The 17,584-nt window shown below is 65.5% G+C and carries 14 protein-coding genes; 5 read left to right on the top strand and 9 right to left on the bottom strand.

Annotated elements, in window-relative coordinates:
* Positions 1-150 precede the first annotated feature (150 nt).
* From CH339_RS08060 to ileS, 3 genes are all read right to left on the bottom strand, one after another.
* On the bottom strand, positions 151-831 hold the full coding sequence (locus CH339_RS08060) for a hypothetical protein (protein WP_146610139.1): 681 nt from the start codon (positions 829-831) through the stop codon (positions 151-153).
* Positions 832-913: 82 nt separating this feature from the next.
* The gene (gene lspA / locus CH339_RS08055; RefSeq protein WP_111433833.1) at positions 914-1,447 is read right to left on the bottom strand and encodes a signal peptidase II; all 534 of its coding nucleotides are present in this window, start codon (positions 1,445-1,447) and stop codon (positions 914-916) included.
* Positions 1,444-4,452, bottom strand: coding sequence for an isoleucine--tRNA ligase (gene ileS / locus CH339_RS08050; protein WP_111433870.1), 3,009 nt, complete (start codon positions 4,450-4,452; stop codon positions 1,444-1,446). Before ileS ends, lspA begins: the two co-directional genes overlap by 4 nt.
* 348 nt (positions 4,453-4,800) lie before the next feature.
* Here ileS and CH339_RS08045 point away from each other — a divergent pair, with 348 nt between their 5' ends.
* Positions 4,801-6,030 (top strand): glycosyltransferase family 4 protein, encoded by a 1,230-nt coding sequence (locus CH339_RS08045; protein WP_111433832.1) that lies wholly within the window; start codon positions 4,801-4,803, stop codon positions 6,028-6,030.
* A 15-nt stretch (positions 6,031-6,045) separates the two neighbouring features.
* On the opposite strand, the gene CH339_RS08040 is transcribed toward CH339_RS08045, so the two are convergent.
* From CH339_RS08040 to CH339_RS08030, 3 genes are all read right to left on the bottom strand, one after another.
* Positions 6,046-7,488: a TrkH family potassium uptake protein gene (locus CH339_RS08040; RefSeq protein ID WP_111433831.1), complete on the bottom strand. Its 1,443-nt coding sequence runs from the start codon at positions 7,486-7,488 to the stop codon at positions 6,046-6,048.
* A 126-nt stretch (positions 7,489-7,614) separates the two neighbouring features.
* Complete coding sequence (locus tag CH339_RS08035; protein WP_111433830.1) at positions 7,615-8,616, bottom strand: bifunctional riboflavin kinase/FAD synthetase; 1,002 nt, start codon at positions 8,614-8,616, stop codon at positions 7,615-7,617.
* A 131-nt stretch (positions 8,617-8,747) separates the two neighbouring features.
* On the bottom strand, positions 8,748-9,164 hold the full coding sequence (locus CH339_RS08030; RefSeq protein WP_111433829.1) for a MaoC family dehydratase: 417 nt from the start codon (positions 9,162-9,164) through the stop codon (positions 8,748-8,750).
* A gap of 451 nt (positions 9,165-9,615) precedes the next feature.
* On the opposite strand from CH339_RS08030, the gene CH339_RS08025 reads away from it, so the two are divergent.
* Together CH339_RS08025 and CH339_RS08020 are read left to right on the top strand one after the other, a co-directional pair.
* On the top strand, positions 9,616-10,002 hold the full coding sequence (locus CH339_RS08025) for a response regulator (protein ID WP_111433828.1): 387 nt from the start codon (positions 9,616-9,618) through the stop codon (positions 10,000-10,002).
* An 81-nt stretch (positions 10,003-10,083) separates the two neighbouring features.
* Positions 10,084-10,788 carry a protein phosphatase CheZ gene (locus tag CH339_RS08020; protein ID WP_111433827.1) on the top strand — a complete coding sequence of 235 codons (705 nt, stop codon included), beginning with the start codon at positions 10,084-10,086 and terminating at the stop codon, positions 10,786-10,788.
* Between the two features lie 157 nt (positions 10,789-10,945).
* Here CH339_RS08020 and CH339_RS08015 read toward each other — a convergent pair whose 3' ends face one another.
* The gene (locus tag CH339_RS08015) at positions 10,946-11,626 is read right to left on the bottom strand and encodes a sulfotransferase (RefSeq protein WP_146610138.1); all 681 of its coding nucleotides are present in this window, start codon (positions 11,624-11,626) and stop codon (positions 10,946-10,948) included.
* A 220-nt stretch (positions 11,627-11,846) separates the two neighbouring features.
* Positions 11,847-12,716, bottom strand: coding sequence for a TIGR01459 family HAD-type hydrolase (locus CH339_RS08010; protein WP_111433825.1), 870 nt, complete (start codon positions 12,714-12,716; stop codon positions 11,847-11,849).
* Between the two features lie 260 nt (positions 12,717-12,976).
* Here CH339_RS08010 and mutL point away from each other — a divergent pair, with 260 nt between their 5' ends.
* Positions 12,977-14,845 (top strand): DNA mismatch repair endonuclease MutL, encoded by a 1,869-nt coding sequence (mutL, locus tag CH339_RS08005; RefSeq protein ID WP_111433824.1) that lies wholly within the window; start codon positions 12,977-12,979, stop codon positions 14,843-14,845.
* A 458-nt stretch (positions 14,846-15,303) separates the two neighbouring features.
* Here the strand turns inward: mutL and CH339_RS08000 are convergent, their stop codons facing one another.
* A complete protein-coding gene (locus CH339_RS08000) occupies positions 15,304-16,707 on the bottom strand; it encodes an EAL domain-containing protein (protein WP_111433823.1) in 1,404 nt (467 codons plus the stop codon).
* 468 nt (positions 16,708-17,175) lie between these two features.
* On the opposite strand from CH339_RS08000, the gene CH339_RS07995 reads away from it, so the two are divergent.
* On the top strand, positions 17,176-17,373 hold the full coding sequence (locus CH339_RS07995) for a cation transporter (RefSeq protein ID WP_111433822.1): 198 nt from the start codon (positions 17,176-17,178) through the stop codon (positions 17,371-17,373).
* The last annotated feature ends 211 nt before the right edge of the window (positions 17,374-17,584 follow it).

Here is a 17,584-nt window from a genome sequence, read left to right as displayed (position 1 = left end):
AACGCCCCGCCATAACCATTACGTGATTGTAATTTTTGGACGGATCGGCGACGGGCCGCACCACGGCGCGCCGACGGCGTACGCCGTCAGCACACGGGACAAAACACGAAACGCGAAAAGGTCAGGCCGCAGCACTGCGGCCGGGCGCGATCAGAACAGGTCGCCGAGCCACTTGTTGACCTTGGACTTGTTCTCCGGCGGACCGACCGGGGCGTTCGGCGCCGGCTTGCGGTAGTCGGTCGGCGGCTCGATCAGATAGCGGCGCTCGGGCACCTCGCCCGGATCGAGGTTCAGTTCCTTGTCCGGCACATCGACGCGCTGGCCGTCCATTTCGGCACGGGTCAGGCGCGGGGAAAGCGACTCTTTCTCGCGCAGGCGCTCAAGGTAATTGCGCGGACGGCCCTTCTCGCCGGCACCGGCGATGCGGCCGGCCTCGATCTCTTCCTTGGTCAGCAGCGGCGCCTCGTCCTTCTTCAGGCGCTCCATTTCCTTCAAGGTGGCGGCCTGACGCCGTGCGGCGTCCTTTTCTTCCTGGTCGACGGGGAAGTTGGCGACCTTTTCCTCGGCAACGGTCGGGTCTTCCGGCGGCGGCAGATCGGTTTCCGAGGCGGGCATGGCCAGCGGCGAGCGCGGCGCATACTCGATCGGCTTGTTGTTCGGATTGGCGCCGCCGAGGCCTTCCATGATGCGGTTGACCACGGCCGTGTCCGGCGCCTCTTCGGCGCGGGTGCCGTCGTCGAAGCTGCCGGAGGAGCCCGTCAACAGGCTGTTGCAGCCGGCAAGCATGCCGACGCCGGCCACCAGGCAAAGCGGTTTCAGAAAACGCAACACTCTCGGTATCTCCGTCACCCGGCGATCCTCAATTCCGGCGGCCCGCGCCGCGACATTCGTCGCCGCCTGTCAGGCCGCTGCTCTAGCCGGTCGGTTCATGCCCGTCCTTTGCGGCATCTTTCGGGCGGCCGACGAGCGAGTCGTACAGAAGACCGACGACGCCCGCAACAATCCATATGTCCGCGAAGTTGAACACATACCACGAGAATTGGCCGATGTGAAAATGAAAGAAATCGGCGACGGCGCCGCGGAACACCCGGTCGATGCCGTTGCCGAGCGCCCCGCCGAGGACGAGGCCGAGGGAAATCGCCGGCATGTAGCGCGTCGCCTTCAGCAGCCAGGCGAAGAAGACGACACCGGCGACCGCCGTGACGGCAATCAGCACCCAGCGGCCGAAATGGCTGTCCTGCTGGAAGAGGCCGTAGGAAACGCCGCGGTTCCAGGTCAGCACCAGGTTAAACCAGGAGGTCACCGCGATCGGGCTTTTCTCCGCGATATCAACGACATGCAGCATCCAGTATTTGTGGAGCTGGTCGACCAGAAGCCCGAGGACGAGGACGACGAGGCCGAGCGACCGCGCCCGCCGGGCGCGGCCGGTATCGCGGGCCTCCGTCATTGCGCGGCAGCGGCGGCGCGGGCTTCGAACTCGCGCATGGCCTCGGCGTCGCGCGGGCTGAGGTCCGGCCATTCCGGATCGGCGCCGATGTCGGTCAGCACCTTCCAGGAACGCGCGCATTTGGTGCCTTCGGCCTTTGCCGGCACAACCGAGACGCCGGCGACGTCGTCGAGCCTGAACGCGTCATGCGGCCCCTCGCCCTGGACGATCTCGATGCCCGAGGTGATTGAGACCTCGGCGAGGTCGACGCCCTCAAGGGCGACGATCAGGCCGGCATCGGAGATGAACACCTTCGGCGCGGCTTCCAGCGATGAGCCGATGCCCTTTTCGCGGCGCTCGATCTCCAGCGCGCCGGTGATGACCCGGCGCACGGCGCGGATCTTGGCCCATTTCGCCGCCAGCTCGTCGTTGCGCCATTCCCCCGGAACCTCCGGGAAGAGGTGCAGGTGGACCGTCTCCTCCTCGGCCGGGAAGCGCGACAGCCAGGCCTCCTCCATGGTGAAGGGCAGCATCGGCGCCAGCCAGGTGACGAGGCACTCGAAAAGCTGGTCGATGACCCAGAGGGCTGCCCTGCGGCGCGTCGAGGAGTAGGGATCGCAGTAGAGCGTGTCCTTGCGGACGTCGAAATAGAACGCCGACAGCTCGATCGTCATGAAGTTGAAGAGGGTCGAGACGATGCGCTTGAAGTCGAAGTCCTTGTAGGCCTTGCGGACCAGGGCATCGAGCTCCACCAGCCGGTGCAGCATCAGCCGCTCCAGCTCCGGCATGTCGGCGATATCGACGTCCTCGCCCTCGAAATGGGCGAGCGAGCCGAGCATCCAGCGCAGGGTGTTCCTCAGCTTGCGGTAGGCATCGACGTTGGTCTTGATGATCTCCTTGCCGATCCGCTGGTCCTCGCCATAGTCGGTGGACATCACCCAGAGCCGGAGGATATCGGCACCGTTGTCCTTGATGACGTCCTGCGGGAACACCTGGTTGCCGAGCGACTTCGACATCTTGCGGCCGTCCTCGGCCATGGTGAAGCCGTGGGTGATGACCGTGTCGTAGGGCGCGCGTCCTCTGGTGCCGCAGCTCTCAAGCAGCGAGGAATGGAACCAGCCGCGGTGCTGGTCGGAGCCTTCCAGATAGACGTCGGCGGGCCATTTGAGGTCCGGCCGCTGCTCCAGGCAGAAGGCGTGGGTCGAGCCGGAATCGAACCAGACGTCGAGGATGTCGTTGACCTTGTCCCAGGCCGCCGGATCGTCGATGCGGCCTTCAAGGAACCGCTCCTTGGCGCCGTCGGCGAACCAGGCGTCGGCGCCCTCTTCCTCGAAGGCCTTGATGACGCGGTCGTTGACCTCCTGGTCCTGCAGGATCTCGCCGGTCTCCTTGTTGACGAACACCGTGATCGGCACGCCCCAGGCGCGCTGGCGCGACAGCACCCAGTCCGGGCGGTGCTGGATCATGCCGTAGAGCCGGTTCTTGCCGGCCGCTGGCACGAAGCGGGTGTCTTCGATCGCGTTAAGGGCGCGCTCGCGGAGCGTGTCCTTTTCGTTCGAAGCGCCGCCATTAAGGCCGTAGCCGGCAAGGTCGCGGTCCATATGGACGAACCATTGCGGCGTGTTGCGAAAGATGATCGGCTTCTTGGAGCGCCAGGAATGGGGATACTGGTGCTTGAGGCGCGCGCGGGCGATCAGCGCGCCGGCTTCCACCAGCTTGTCGATGACGACCTTGTTGGCGTCGCCCTTCTTGCCGTTCTGGTCGATGACCCGGCCGCCCTCGAAGCCGGGCGCGTCCTTGGTGAAGAAGCCCTCGGCGTCGACCGGATGGGGGATATTCGACGAGATCCCCCTCTCCTCGATCTCGGCCTTCTTCTCCATCCAGATGTCGAAGTCCTCGCCGCCGTGGCTGGGGGCGGTGTGGACGAAGCCGGTGCCGTCCTCGTCGGTGACATGGTCGCCGTCGAGCAGCGGCACGGAAAAGTCGTAGCCGAGGTCGGCGAGCGGATGGGCGCAGGTGAGCCTACCGAGTGACTCGGCATCGATGTCGCAAACTAAGTTCCAATCTTCAATCCGGGCAGCAGCTTTCACTTTCTCAGCAAGGCTCTTTGCCAGCACATAACAATCACCGACCTTGGCCCAATTGCCCTCCGGTGCCGCGGTCACCTCGTACAGACCATATTTGATACGTGATGAATATGAGATCGCCCGATTGCCCGGAATGGTCCAGGGGGTGGTCGTCCAGATGACCACGGATGCGCGTTTCAACATTTCCAGCGGAGGCTCGGGTATTTGCATCGACGGAACAACAATATCGCTGACCACCAAAACCCCATCCACAGATGACGGCTGAATCGGGAACTTCACGAAGATCGTGTCGGATTCGTAGTCGTGGTACTCGACCTCGGCCTCGGCGAGCGCGGTGTGCTCGACCACCGACCACATCACCGGCTTGGAGCCGCGATAGAGCTGACCGGACATGGCGAATTTCATCAGTTCCTTGGCGATCAGCGCCTCGGACGAAAAGGCCATCGTCGTATAGGGCGTCTCGAAGTCGCCCTCGACGCCGAGGCGGCGGAACTCGTCCGACTGCACCTTGATCCAATTGGCGGCGAAGTCCCGGCATTCCTTGCGGAACTCGTTGATCGGGACGTCGTTCTTGTTCTTGCCCTTGGCGCGGTACTGCTCCTCGATCTTCCATTCGATCGGCAGGCCGTGGCAGTCCCAGCCCGGCACGTAGTTGGAATCGTAGCCGAGCATCTGCATGGAACGGGTGATGACGTCCTTCAGCACCTTGTTGAGGGCGGTGCCGATATGGATGTTGCCGTTGGCATAGGGTGGGCCGTCATGGAGCACGAACTTCTCGCGGCCCGCGGCGTCTTCGCGCAGGCGCTTGTAGAGGTTCATCTCGTCCCAGCGCTTCAGCATCTCCGGCTCCTTCTTGGGCAGGCCGGCGCGCATGGGAAACTCTGTGTTCGGCAGGAACAGTGTCTTGGAATAGTCCCGGGTATCGGTCGTATCGGTCATTGCGGGGTCGCTTTCGGCGATGCGCTTTTTGTCGCGCATCCTGTCATCGAGGAGTGTGGTGTTCGCGGCGAATGAAGAGCCCGGCCGGGCGGCGGCGCGGCTGCTTCGGTCCCGGTCCCTCGCGCGCCGTCTCTTAGGCGGTCAGGCGAAGGCCGGGCGCGTAATTCGGGTCGGCGGCCTCAACGGCCATGTCGCGGTTTTTCTGAAGCTCATGGCGGGCCTTTTACCAACCGGGGCTTCCCAAGAAAAGCCTCCCGTTGGTTTCGGCCCAACGCGTCCCTTGCGGGCTTTATTGCGGCGCGAAAACGCGGCAATGTGCAGCCGGATCGCGAAGGGGGCCGCCACGTCATGCGCATTCTGTTCCTGCACAACAATTTTCCCGGCCAGTACCGGCGGCTGATGCACTATCTGGCCGAGGACACAAGCTTCGAGATGGTAGCGGGAACGCTCGCCACCAACAGCCAGACCTTTCCGATCAGCCGGGTGAATTACAAGCCGCACCGGGAGGTCACCCAGGCGATCCACCCGGCGGCGGCGACGATGGAATCGGCGGTGCTGACGGCGCAGGCCGCGTTCCAGGGGCTCTATCCCTTGAAGCAGCGCGGCTGGCGGCCGGACATCGTCTGCGCCCATTCCGGCTGGGGGCCGGCGCTGTTCTTGCGCGAACTGTGGCCCGACACCAAGCTGCTTTCCTATTTCGAATGGTACTACCGGCCGCACGGCTCGGACGCCGACTTCCTCGACGACGGCGATCGCTCGGAGGATTCCGACGCCCGCACGCGGATGCGCAACGCGCCGATCCTGATGGACATCGCCCAGATGGACTGGGGCGTGTCGCCGACGCGCTGGCAGCTCTCGCAATTCCCCGACCACCTGACCGGGCGCATCAGCGTGCTCCACGACGGTGTCGACACCGACTATCTGGCGCCGGACGGCGATGCCACGCTGGAGGTCGACGGCGTGACGCTGACGGTGAAGGACGAGGTCATCACCTATGTCGCCCGCGGCATGGAGCCCTATCGCGGCTTTCCGCAATTCATGGAAGCCGTGGCGCGGCTGCAGAAGAGCCGGCCGAACCTTCACACCGTGATCGTCGGCGACGACCGGGTTGCCTATGGCGCCAAGCGCAAGGACGGCAAGAGCTACAAGGAGCATGCCCTTGAGACGCTCGGCCTCGACACGGCGCGCATCCATTTCCTCGGCCTCGTTCCGTTCGCGACCTTCCGCAGCGTCATCCAGATCTCCAGCGTCCACGTCTATCTGACGGTGCCGTTCGTGCTGTCCTGGTCGATGCTGGAGGCGATGTCCTGCGGCGCGCTGATCGTCGCCTCCGATACGCCGCCGGTGCGCGAGGTGATCGCCGACGGCCTCAACGGCCTCCTCACCGACTTCTTCGATACCGAAAAGCTGGCGGCCCGCATCGACGAGGCAATCGAGAACCAGGTGAAGCTGAGGCCCTTGCGCCTTGCCGCGCGGCAGACGGCGCTCGACCGTTATGCGGCGAAGAACCTCGTGCCGGCGCACCGGCAACTGATGATGGACGTCGCCACCGGCACATTGCCCGGAAGGGGAAAGTAGCTCCGCCTACGCCCGTCAGTTCGACCAGAATTCCGGATCGAAGATCACCAGCACGGTGAAGAGCTCCAGCCGGCCCATCAGCATGGCCGCCGACAGCACCCATTTGGCACCGTCGGAGAGCGATGCGAAATTGCCGGACGGGCCGATGACGTCGCCGAGGCCCGGGCCGACATTGCCGATCGCCTGGGCGGCGCCGGTCAGCGCGGTCACGAGATCGAGGTGGAGAAGCGTCAGGATCACGGTGAAGACGCCGACGAGGCCGAGATAGGCGACGAGGAAGGCGAGCACCGAGGTGACGATGTCGGGCGTCAGGCGGACGTTGTTGTAGTGCTCCGACACCACCCGGTGCGGCCGCACCATCACCCTCAGATGGTGGCGCAGGGTGCCGGCAAAGACGATGAAGCGGAAGATCTTGATGCCGCCCCCCGTGGAGCCGGTGCAGCCGCCGACGAAGGTGAGCATGAAGATGGTGCCGACGATGGGCGCGCCCCAGAGCGTATAGTCGTTGTACGAGAAGCCGGTCGTCGTCACCACCGAGGTGAAATTGAAGGCGGTCATCAGCAGCGCGTCGAGCAGTTCGAAGCGGTGGGTGAAGACCAGGAACAGCGCGCCGAACAGCGAGACGACGACGAGGAACCGGAACAGCGTGATCACCTGCGGGTCGTGCCACAGCGCCAGCGGGCGGCCGCGCACGGCCTGGATGATCAGCGTGAAGGGCACGCCGCCGAGGAACATGAAGACGACCGCGATCCAGGCCGTCGACGGTTCGGTGAAATAGCCGAAGGAGGCGTCGTGGGTGGAAAAGCCACCCGTCGACAGCGTCGTCATGGCGTGGTTGATGGCGTCGAACCAGGTCATCTCCGAGGCCCGGTAGGCGAGCGCGCACAGCACCGTCAAAAGCAGGTAGACGCCGGCGAGCAGGCGCACGAAATCGCCGGCGCGCGGCACGATCTTCTCGCTGCGGTCGGAGCTTTCCGTCTGGAAGAGCTGCATGCCGCCGACGCGCAGATACGGCAACAGCACGATCGCCATGACGATGATGCCGACGCCGCCGAGCCATTGCAGGATCGAGCGCCAGAGCAGCAGCCCAGGCGGCTGGCTTTCCAGGTGGTCGAGGACCGTGGAGCCGGTGGTGGTGATGCCGGAGACCGCCTCGAAGACGGCATCGGCGTAGGAAATGCCGAGGCCGAGGAAGGGCAGCGCGCCGAAGGCCGGCAGGGTCGTCCAGGCGAGCGTCGTCAACAGGAAGGCCTGGCGGATGCTCAGCCCCTCCACCAGTTCGCGGTGGAAGGAGAGCGCCAGCAAGAGGCCGATGGCGCCGGTGAAGAGCGCCGAGGCGACGAAGGCGATCCAGTCCGGATTGCCGACGGCGACGTCGACGATCGCCGGCACGATCATCGACGTTGCCAGCCCGAAATAGAGAAAGCCGAGGATGAAGAAGATCGGCCGGACGTTCATCAAGAGCCCTTCAGGGATGCCGCGCGCGGCGCACCGCACATCGACGCGGCAGCGTTCGGGGTCGCCCCCGCACAATTGCTAAAACCGTCTATAGGCGGCAGCGGTTCCCGTTGCAAAGGGGCGTTTTCAGGAAAACGCAAGGGCGGCATCGAGCGGTGAGGCCGGCGCCAGCCCGGACAGCACCATGCGCGCCTCTTCGGTATCGCGGGTCATCTGGGCAACCAGCGCCTCGATGCTGTCGAACTTTTCCTCCGCCCTCAAATAGGAGACGAAAGTGACGTCGACGGTCTTGCCGTAGAGGTCGCCGTCGAAATCGAACAGGAAGACTTCCAGCAGCGGAATGCCGTCGCCGAAGGTCGGGCGCCGGCCATAGCTTGCCGCACCGTCATAGACAACGCCGTCGACGCGCATCCTGACCGCATAGATGCCGTGGGCAAGGCCGCAGTCGCCGGGAAGCTTCATGTTGGCGGTCGGAAAGCCGAGTTCGCGGCCGCGCTTGTCGCCGTGGACGATTTCGGCCTCGATGAACCAGCGATAGCCGAGGAGGCTTGCGGCGCCCGCCACGTCGCCGTCTTCCAGCGCCGCGCGCACGCGGCTGGAGGAGATGCTCTCGCCGCCCTCGTCGCCGAAGGCTTCCGCGACGGTGACGCCGAAGCCGAAGCGCGCCCCGGCCTCCTCCAGGAAGCTCGGCGAGCCGGCCCGGCCCTTGCCGAAATGGAAATTGTAGCCGACGACCACGTGGCTCGCCCTGAGGCGCTCCAGCAGGATGTCCTCGATGAAGTCCTCGGCGGAGACGGCGGCGAAATCGCGGTCGAAGGGCACGACGATGACGCCGTCGAGGCCGATCGCCTCGATCACCCTTGCCTTGGCGTTCGGCGGCGTCAGCCGGAAGAGCGGCAGGTCGGGGCGGAAGACGCGGCGCGGATGGGGCTCGAAGGTCATGGCCAGCGCCGGCACGCCCGATTCCCGCGCGATCGTGACGGCGCGCTCCAACACCGCCTGGTGGCCGCGATGGACACCGTCGAAATTGCCGATGGCGACGACGCCGCCCTTGACCGCAGCCGGCACGGCGTCCAGCCCGGCGGCATGGACGAACCGACCCTTCGAGGCGTTGCCGACGTCTTCCATGAAAAATTTCGGATCCTGTTGCGCCGCGGAGGGATCGCCTTCCCATAGGCCCCTCGCAGCGGCGCGACCCTGCCGTTTCACCGGATCGGCGTCAAGTGCCTGGCGCCATCGACCGGGTGCCGGCGGCGCACTCAGGTGGAAAGCGGCCTGGAGCCGAGCGGACGGGCGGTGCGCGAGGGCACCTTGACCATCGCCTCGCCGTCGAGCACCAGCGTCTCGCCGACATGGCACTCGCAGTGCAGACGCGCGCGATGGCCGCGCTCCAGCAGTTCGATGACCTCCACCGTGACCACGACCTCGTCGTCGATATGCACGGGCGCCTTGAAGTTGAGGCTCTGGGACAGATAGATCGCGCCCGGCCCCGGCAGCCGCGTGCCGAGCACGGCCGAAATCAAGCTGGCGGTGTAGAGGCCGTGGGCGATGCGGCTCTTGAAGGGTGTGCGCGCCGCGAAATGCTCGGAAAGATGTATCGGGTTGCGGTCGCCGGAGACCTCGGCAAAACCGACCACATCGGAGGCCGACACCGTCTTGATGAAGGTTTCCGTCATGCCGACGGAAAGATCTTCGTAAAATAAAGTTCTGAGTTCCAGCACTTCCTGTTTCTCCCACCGGGAAAGGCCCGTTGCTCTTGTCTTGCCCCGCCTTTCCGGCAGGTGCCGCGGCGGCGAGGGTTTCCGGGGCCGTAAGAGCCCTGCCGCCAACCCTTAGGCGAGAGCCTTGGAAGCGTCAACATGGCCATAGGACGGGGCGGCCGGAGCGCCCGAAGGCCGCTTTCGCACCGCCCCGGAGCAAGGCTTCCTGCGGTCCCGAATACCGCAAAGCCGAGGTTTTCCGGCCGTATACATAGACTTTTTCGGAATTAACGGAACTTTCAGAGCCTATCACTATATTCGGCGATGGGGATGCACATGATTACAGACAATCAAGCCCCCAGTCGCAACATCGCGAACCAATTCAGGGGCGTATTCGCCGCGGTCGTTGAGAAGTGTGGAGTAAACGATGGCGCTTGATCTTTCAATGCCGGTCCTTGTGGTCGATGACTACAAGACTATGATTCGCATCATTCGGAACCTGTTGAAGCAACTCGGGTTCTCGGATATTGACGAGGCCTCGGACGGTACTGAGGCGTTCGGCAAGATGCAGGAACGCAAATACGGTCTGGTCATTTCCGACTGGAATATGGAGCCGATGACCGGATACGAACTCTTGAAAAAGGTTCGTGCGGAAAATTCGATCTCCAAGACGCCGTTCATCATGGTGACGGCGGAATCGAAGACCGAAAACGTGATCGCCGCCAAGAAGGCCGGCGTCAACAACTACATCGTGAAGCCGTTCAACGCGCAGACGCTGAAGGGCAAGATCGACGCCGTTTTCGCGTCCGAGTAATCGACTGCAATCCGTGACGGGACCGCCGGGACTTTCCCGGCGAGGTTCCGGTTCCGCCAAGGGACCGGATGAGGGATAGACATGTCCAAGGGTTCGCCAGACCACGTCAAACGCGTGGCGGAATACATCCAGCAGCACAAGCCGAGCGACGGCGAGATCTCGCTGAAGGAAGTCATGGCGCTCGCCGAGACCATGACCGACTCCTACAAGGAGGTCTTCGAGAAGATCAACACGGTCGTCTACAAGGACCTGACGGCGATCGCCACGGCGATCGAGGAGATGCGCAACGAGATCGCCAGCCTTCGGGCCGAGGATATCAAGCACAACCGCATCCCCGAGGCCGGCAAGGAACTCGACGCGATCGTGGCCTCGACCGAAGAGGCGACCCACTCGATCATGGAAGCGGCCGAGGCCATCATGTCGGCCGACCAGAGCGACCCGGAGGCCTTCCAGGAAGTCGTCAACGACCGGGTGGTGGAGATCTTCGAGGCCTGCGCCTTCCAGGACATCACCGGCCAGCGGATTTCCAAGGTGGTTTCCACCCTGTCGTTCATCGAGACCCGGGTGTCCTCCTTCATCGACCGGCTGAAGCTCGTCGGCGAGGATGCAGTCCACGAGGAAACCGATGAGGAACGGCGCCGGCGCGAACTGATCCTGCACGGGCCGCAGCACGCCGGTGAAGGCGTCGACCAGAGCGACATCGACCGGATGCTCGCCGAGGACGGCGATGAGGCCGACGACGCCGGATCGAGCTCCCAGAACGACATCGACAAGCTGTTCGATTGACCTTTTAACGGCGGCAAACAGAAAGACCGGACGGCGCGCGGTTATCCGACCGCGCGCATTTTGCCGTCTGCGCCGCCGCAGCGATCCCCGACTGTCGCCGTTCGGCTGCAGCGCCGGCGGCACGCCGGTTCCTGTCGGCGCGGGACCGGAGCGCCGGTCATCCGAACAGGGCGATCTTGGCCCTGTATATTTTCACGAGAAAGCGGTTCATCAGGCTGCGAATGGGATAGCGCCGCCGTCGCTGCGAGCCGCTGTTCTCGTGCACGCCGGCGATCGCCGACGGCGCAACGCCCAGGACCGAGGCGAGACGATTGAGGTCGTCCTTGTTGCCCGTCCGGTAGACCATCACGGAGCCGCCGACGTCGCGAAAGAAGTTCAGGACCTCGGTATTGAAATCGCGATAGGCGGCGATGTGTTCTTCCTCGCGCCCGTGCGGATAATAATATCCAAAGAACCTGCGCATCGCGACGTTACCCTGCCAGTGGTAACTTTCCGCATGCGTCTTCAGGCTTTCGATCCAGGCGCATTCGTCTTCGCGCATGGACAGAATGAAAAGCGCCTTGTTTTTGTATTTCTGCCAAAGCTCGCGGTAGACGATAGGGATCGGCCAATCGGAAAACGCATCGGCTTCCTCGAAAAAACTGCCGGCATTTGAGCAGTCCCCGTTCCAGATCGCGCGCAGCAAGGCCTTGTTCTTGCCGCGCTGGCGCAGCCCGGCGATCTCGAAAATGCGGCGCAACGAGGTCAGGCCGGTCTTCGGAAGGCCGACGACGAAAATCTTGGCGTATTCGGCATGCCCGTTTTGGCCAAATGTTATCTCGGGAGTCGCCACAACCACTGCTGCCGTCTTTTTGAAAACTGGCCCGTTTTACAATTTTCCCAGACTGTCTGCAATTCGTATCATACGAAATATAAATTTTGGCACACGGACGCACTTCGAGTGTCCGGGCGCGCCGGAGACCTGCTCGCGTCATGCGATGCCGAATTGTGGTGGATATGTGCTGCCCGACCTTCGCGCGGTCGATGACGACCGCAGGGTCGCGGGTCCGGCCCAGCGCCTACCAGGAAAGCCGCGGCATGGCGGCGACCACCCGGCGTCCTTCGCTTTCCAGCCGATCCGTCACCTTGGCCATGTCCGGCGCCTCTATGGGGCCGAAATCGGCGGCGTGAATGCCGCCGGTGATGAACAGCGTCGGCAGACCCTGGTCCGAGGCGCCTGCGATGTCGGTCGGAAGGCCGTCGCCGATGGCGAGAACCTCGTCCTTTTTCAGATCCCTGCCCGCCACCTCGGCGAGCCGGCCGAGGGCCGCGTCGTAGATCGGCGCGTAGGGCTTGCCGAAGATCGTCACGTCGCCGCCGATCGCGGCGTAGTCCCGGGCGAGCGCCCCGGCGCACCAGATCAGGGTGTCGCCGCGGTGGACGACGACGTCGGGGTTGGCGCAGACGAGGCGAAGCCCCTTTGCCTTCAGATCGGCGAGAAGATCGCGGTAGTCTTCCGGCGTCTCCGTGGTATCGTCGAAGAGGCCGGTGCAGACGACCAGCTCCGCCTCGCCGGGGTCGACGCGGTCGATGCCGGTGCCGTCATAGAGGGTGAGATCGCGGTCGGGGCCGAGGTGAAAGACCTTGCGGACGTTCTCGCGGGCAAAAAAGAGTTGGGTGGCATCGCCGGAGGTCACCACGCTGTCGAAGGCATCGCGCGGCACGCCGACATGGGCGAGCTGGTCGTAGATCGGACCGGACGGGCGCGGCGCGTTGGTGAGGAGCACCACGGAGCCGCCGCCGGCGCGAAAGTTCTGCAGCGCCTCGCAGGCGGTCGGGAACGCGGCGACGCCGTTGTGGACGACGCCCCAGACGTCGCAGAGGAGGCCGCGATAGCGGCCGGCGATTTCGGAAAGGCCCTTGGCGAGCGGAACGGGTTCGGTTGTCATGGCGGTGGCGGTAGCCGGTAACGGGGTGGGGGTCAAGGCGGCGGCCTGTATGGCTGCCCTGCATGTGCCGCCTTTGCAGAGGATTGTTGAAGCCGTGTGACGGCGCTGCGCGAATCCGGCAGTAATATTGGCGGGCATTGACCGCCGCAATTGGGGCGACGGCAAGCGCCCGGTTTCACGATATCCTTCGCGCGTTTCGCAGCGAGGGCCGTCAATGCCCTTCGGCAGCACAACTTTTTGACAGGACAGGACCGGACGCCTTGGCGATCAAGAAACTCTCCGATGCAGTCGTCAACCGGATCGCGGCCGGCGAGGTCGTCGAGCGGCCGGCGAGCGTCGTCAAGGAACTGGTGGAAAACGCGCTGGATGCCGGCGCGCGGCGGATCGAGGTGGTGACCGCCGGCGGCGGTAAGTCGCTGATCCGGGTCAGCGACGACGGCCGCGGCATGACGCGGGCCGATCTGGAGCTCGCCGTGGAGCGCCACTGCACCTCCAAGCTGACCGAGGACGACCTTCTCGATATCCGCACCCTCGGCTTCCGCGGCGAGGCGCTGCCGTCGATCGGCGCGATCGCCGAACTGACCATCGCATCGCGGCACACGGACGAGCCCCATGGCTGGGAGATCGCGGTCGCCGGCGGGCGCCTCACGCCCCCCAAGCCGGCGGCGCTGACGGCCGGCACGCGGGTTGAGGTCAAGGAACTGTTCTTTGCGACCCCGGCGCGGCTGAAATTCCTGAAATCGGACCGGGCCGAGGCGACGGCGATCACCGATGCGGTGCGCCGGCTGGCGCTCGCCCATCCCAGTATCCGGTTCGCGCTGACCGGGTCGGACCGCAGCGCCCTCGACTTTCCGGCCGCCACACGCGGCGAGCGCATTTCCCAGGTGGTCGGGCGCGAATTCGTTTCCAACGCCATCCCGATCGAGGCGGAGCGCGAGGGCGTCAGGCTCTCCGGCCTTGCCGGGCTGCCGACCTACAACCGCGCCAACACGCTGCAGCAGTTCTTCTTCGTCAACGGGCGGCCGGTGCGCGACAAGCTCTTGCTCGGCGCGCTGAAGGGCGCCTATCGCGACCTCCTTGCCGGCAGCCGCCATCCGGCCGTCGCGCTGTTCATCGACCTCGACCCGCACCAGGTCGACGTCAACGTCCATCCGACCAAGGCCGACGTGCGGTTCCGCGATCCGGGGCTGGTGCGCGGGCTGGTGGTCGGCGCCGTCCGCCAGGCGCTCGGCGCCAGCGGCCCGCGGGCGACGACGACCGGCGCGGCCCGGACGCTTGAGGCCTTGAGGCCGCGCGGCGCGCCCCCTCCCCGGTCGCCCCATCGGCCCGCGACGGCCTGGCAATCGAGCGACTGGCGCGCCTCGCCCTATCGGCCGGTGACCCCCACGGCCGAGAGCGATACGGACACGCTGCCGCTGGAACGCCCGGCGCCGTCGGGCTTTGAGGAGGAGCAGGCGGGCTTTGCCGATTTCGCCATGCCGTCGGCCGATGCGCGCGGCCATGACGAGGCGCCGGACTATCCGGGCGGCGATGCTGTCGGCGACATGGCGCTGCCGCTCGGCGCGGCGCGGGCACAGTTGCACGAGACCTATATCGTCGCCCAGACCGAGGACGGCATCGTCATCGTCGACCAGCACGCCGCCCATGAGCGGCTGGTCTATGAGCGCCTCAAGACGGCGCTGGCGACCAGGGGCGTTGCGCGCCAGATCCTGCTCATTCCGGAGGTCATCGAGCTTCCCGAGGAGGACATCTCGCGGCTCCTGGACCGGGCCGACGAACTCGCCGAGACGGGGCTGGTGCTGGAAGCCTTCGGGCCCGGAGCCGTCGCCGTGCGCGAGACGCCATCGATGATGGGCGAGATCGACATCCGCGGCCTCGTCACCGACCTTGCCGACGACCTTGCCGAATGGGAGGCCTCGACGCGGGTGCGCGACCGGCTCGACCATATCGCCGCGACCATGGCCTGCCACGGCTCGGTGCGCGCCGGGCGGCGGCTGAAGGCGGCGGAAATGAACGCGCTGCTGCGCGACATGGAGGCAACGCCCAACTCCGGCCAGTGCAACCACGGCCGGCCGACCTTCGTGGAGCTGAAACTCTCCGACATCGAGCGGCTGTTCGGTCGGAAGTAATTTTTTTTCACTCGCCGGTGTTGAGATAAGCGGCTAAGGCCGCACTGGATTGCTTCGCTCCGCTCGCAATGACGGTTTTCTCTGTCATTTCAGCGTCATTGCGAGGAGGCCGCCAGGCCGACGCGGCAATCCATGGGGCGCCTGCCATGCGCTCTCAGCGCGACATGATCCGAAGCGCGGGCAAGGCGACGCATCGGCCCGCAACACCCTCTCCCCGTCACCCCGGACTTGATCCGGGGCCCATTGCTCCCATCCACACGGTATGCCGGGTGTTGATGGAACGAGGCCTTCGCGTGGACGCTCGCCGTGGCAGGACTCTCGACGGACTACAACGTTGCTATGGGCAATGGGTCCCGGGTCTCCGCTGCGCTCCGCCCGGGATGACGGCGGAGTGAAAATGCACCCGGGATGACGCAAGGGAGAGATGACCCGGCAAGACCAACGGGCGATGCGCCTCCCTACCCCGCGGCGCGGCGGCGGGTTTTGGCGAGGCTCGGGGCCGGCGGCGGGGTTGCCGGCGCGGGCTGGCCGTCGGGCGGCGACAGGGAGGCGAGCACCTCCGGGCGCACGGGTTTGGGGTGGGCGAAGACGGCGCCCTGGCCGTAGCGCAGCTTGAAATCGAGCAGGCCGATGACCTGGGCCTCGCGCTCCACCGTGTCGGCGATGATCTCGATGCCGTGGCGCGAGGCAAGGTCGGCAATGTCGGCGACGTGAATATCGCCGCGCGGCGGGGTGTCCTCGTCGAGCAGGCGCCCGGCCGGCAGCTTGACGAACCGAAACCCGCGGGCCGAGAGATCCGCAAAGTCGATGTGCAGGTCGCGGACCCGGTCGAGCGAGAAGCGGCAGCCGAGGTCGCGCAGGAAGGTCAGGCCCTCCAGCTCCAGCGGCCCCATGGCGCGCAGCGACTCCTGGCGCAGCTCGAACACCATGGAGCGGGCGAGATCCTTGTTGATCTCCAGGAAGCGCTCGAACTCGCCGAGGAACTGCTCGTCGACGAGGCTGGTGCCGGACAGGTTGCAGAACAGGCCGAGGCCGCGATTGCGCTGGGTCAGGCGGCGGGCGATGCGCGAGGCGTTCTGCAGCACGAAGCGGTCGATGCGCGGCATCTGGCCGGCGCTTTCGGCGGCGTGGAGGAAGCTGTCCGGGTAGAGGTAGCTGCCGTCTTCCTCCAGGAGCCGCGTCAGCACCTCGTAGAAGCGGACCTGGCGTTGCGGCAGGGAGACGATCGGCTGCATGTGCAATTCGATGCGGTCGTTGTCGAGGGCGGAGCGGACGGCGGCGACGAGCCGGCGGCGTTCGGCCTCGATCCGGGCCGACTCCTTGCGGCGGGCGGCCGTCTCGGCCTCTTCTTCCGCCAGCGCGGCCCGTTCTTCCGCCTCCTCGTCGCGCACGGGCTCTTCGCCGTCGCGCGACGGGATCATCGCCACCGGCGGCGGCGCGGCGGCCTGGCGCTCGCGCTCTTCCAGGTCGGCGATGCGGGCTTCGCTTTCGGTCAGCTGCTCGGCCATCTGCTTGACGATGGCACCCAGCACCTCGACCTCGGCGAGGAGGGAATCGATCTGATTGCTGCGTTCGGGCTGGGTCTCCGCCTCCAGCTTGACGAGCCGGCGCTCCACATTGGTGATCTCGTCGGCGGTGGCCTCGAAATTCTCCAGCACCTCATCGAACCGGCCGGCGACGAGGCGGCGCTCGCGGCGGCGCTGGGACTCCGCCTGCAGCATCACCACCACCAGCATGACGGCGGCAGACAGCAGGAGCGCCTCGCCGATATCCGCGCCGAGCTGCAGATGGGCGACGACGCCGACGGAGCCGGCGATCACGACCATGCAGACGAAAACGAAAATGGCGATGATGCGGGCCATACGCGTGTCGAACAGTTCGCTAGCCGCGATTCCCCAGCAGAATCGCGAATCATTAACGGGATGATGCGCGATTTTTCACCGGCCTGCACGGCCGGTCTGCCGTGTTTCCCCGGAGAACAGCTTCCAATCGCCCCGGTTTTCACCGGTATTGCGGCACCGTGCGCGCATTCCGGCCCGGCCCGCGCCCTGAAAAACACCGTAGTTGAAAGCGCGACACCTGCCCCGGACCGCCATCAGCGGGCTTTTGCGCAGGCAAATTCGGCCGTTTTTGCGGTCTTTCGGCCATTTCAACCAACGCAATCCCCTCACCCGTCACAGTCCATCCCCGGTACGTATACATGTTATCCACAAGCTTGTGCACAGCCGCGACACCCCGCCGCGAGCGCCGTTTGCCGTCCCGCTTGACCTTCCGGTTGCTGGAAGCTCCACATTCGGACCAAAGGCGTTTTCCCACCCAGGAGATCCAGAATGATCAGTCTCAACGTTACCGGAATGTCCTGCAATCATTGCGTCGCCGCGGTGAAGAAGGCCGTCGCCGACGTCGATCCGGCGGCCGAGGTCGCCATCGATCTCGATGCCGGCCGGGTCGACATCGCCTCGGCGACGGCGGAAAAGGCGGCACTTTCCCAGGCGATCGAAGACGCCGGCTACGAGGTCGCGAAATAGGGTTTTTCGGCTGCGGGCCGCGCCTCGACTCGGGAAGCCGGCCCTTAAGCGGATGCCGCACGACGGCTCCGCGCCGCGGTTGCGGCGTTCGAGCTTTTCCGGCGGAAGGTGCTAGCCGCGCAGCGGTTCGGCGCGGTCGCGGACGGCGTGATAGGCCCTTTTGAGGGCGGCGCGGCCGCGGCGGCGGCCGAGTTCGGTGGCCCGTGCCGCG

Source organism: Rhodobium orientis (genome assembly GCF_003258835.1).
In the GTDB taxonomy this organism is placed as follows: domain Bacteria; phylum Pseudomonadota; class Alphaproteobacteria; order Rhizobiales; family Rhodobiaceae; genus Rhodobium; species Rhodobium orientis.
Note: the sequence above shows the minus strand (reverse complement) of the source record. Positions and strands in the feature narration are given on the sequence as shown.

What these genes read in the sequence shown, in the direction of transcription:
- CH339_RS08000 (WP_111433823.1), bottom strand. Translation starts at nt 16,707, where the DNA reads ATGGCCCGCATCATCGCCATTTTCGTTTTCGTCTGCATGGTCGTGATC.
- CH339_RS08025 (WP_111433828.1), top strand. Translation starts at nt 9,616, where the DNA reads ATGGCGCTTGATCTTTCAATGCCGGTCCTTGTGGTCGATGACTACAAG.
- CH339_RS08035 (WP_111433830.1), bottom strand. Translation starts at nt 8,616, where the DNA reads ATGGAAGACGTCGGCAACGCCTCGAAGGGTCGGTTCGTCCATGCCGCC.
- CH339_RS08020 (WP_111433827.1), top strand. Translation starts at nt 10,084, where the DNA reads ATGTCCAAGGGTTCGCCAGACCACGTCAAACGCGTGGCGGAATACATC.
- ileS (WP_111433870.1), bottom strand. Translation starts at nt 4,452, where the DNA reads ATGACCGATACGACCGATACCCGGGACTATTCCAAGACACTGTTCCTG.
- CH339_RS08030 (WP_111433829.1), bottom strand. Translation starts at nt 9,164, where the DNA reads ATGACGGAAACCTTCATCAAGACGGTGTCGGCCTCCGATGTGGTCGGT.
- lspA (WP_111433833.1), bottom strand. Translation starts at nt 1,447, where the DNA reads ATGACGGAGGCCCGCGATACCGGCCGCGCCCGGCGGGCGCGGTCGCTC.
- CH339_RS07995 (WP_111433822.1), top strand. Translation starts at nt 17,176, where the DNA reads ATGATCAGTCTCAACGTTACCGGAATGTCCTGCAATCATTGCGTCGCC.
- CH339_RS08010 (WP_111433825.1), bottom strand. Translation starts at nt 12,716, where the DNA reads ATGACAACCGAACCCGTTCCGCTCGCCAAGGGCCTTTCCGAAATCGCC.
- CH339_RS08040 (WP_111433831.1), bottom strand. Translation starts at nt 7,488, where the DNA reads ATGAACGTCCGGCCGATCTTCTTCATCCTCGGCTTTCTCTATTTCGGG.
- CH339_RS08045 (WP_111433832.1), top strand. Translation starts at nt 4,801, where the DNA reads ATGCGCATTCTGTTCCTGCACAACAATTTTCCCGGCCAGTACCGGCGG.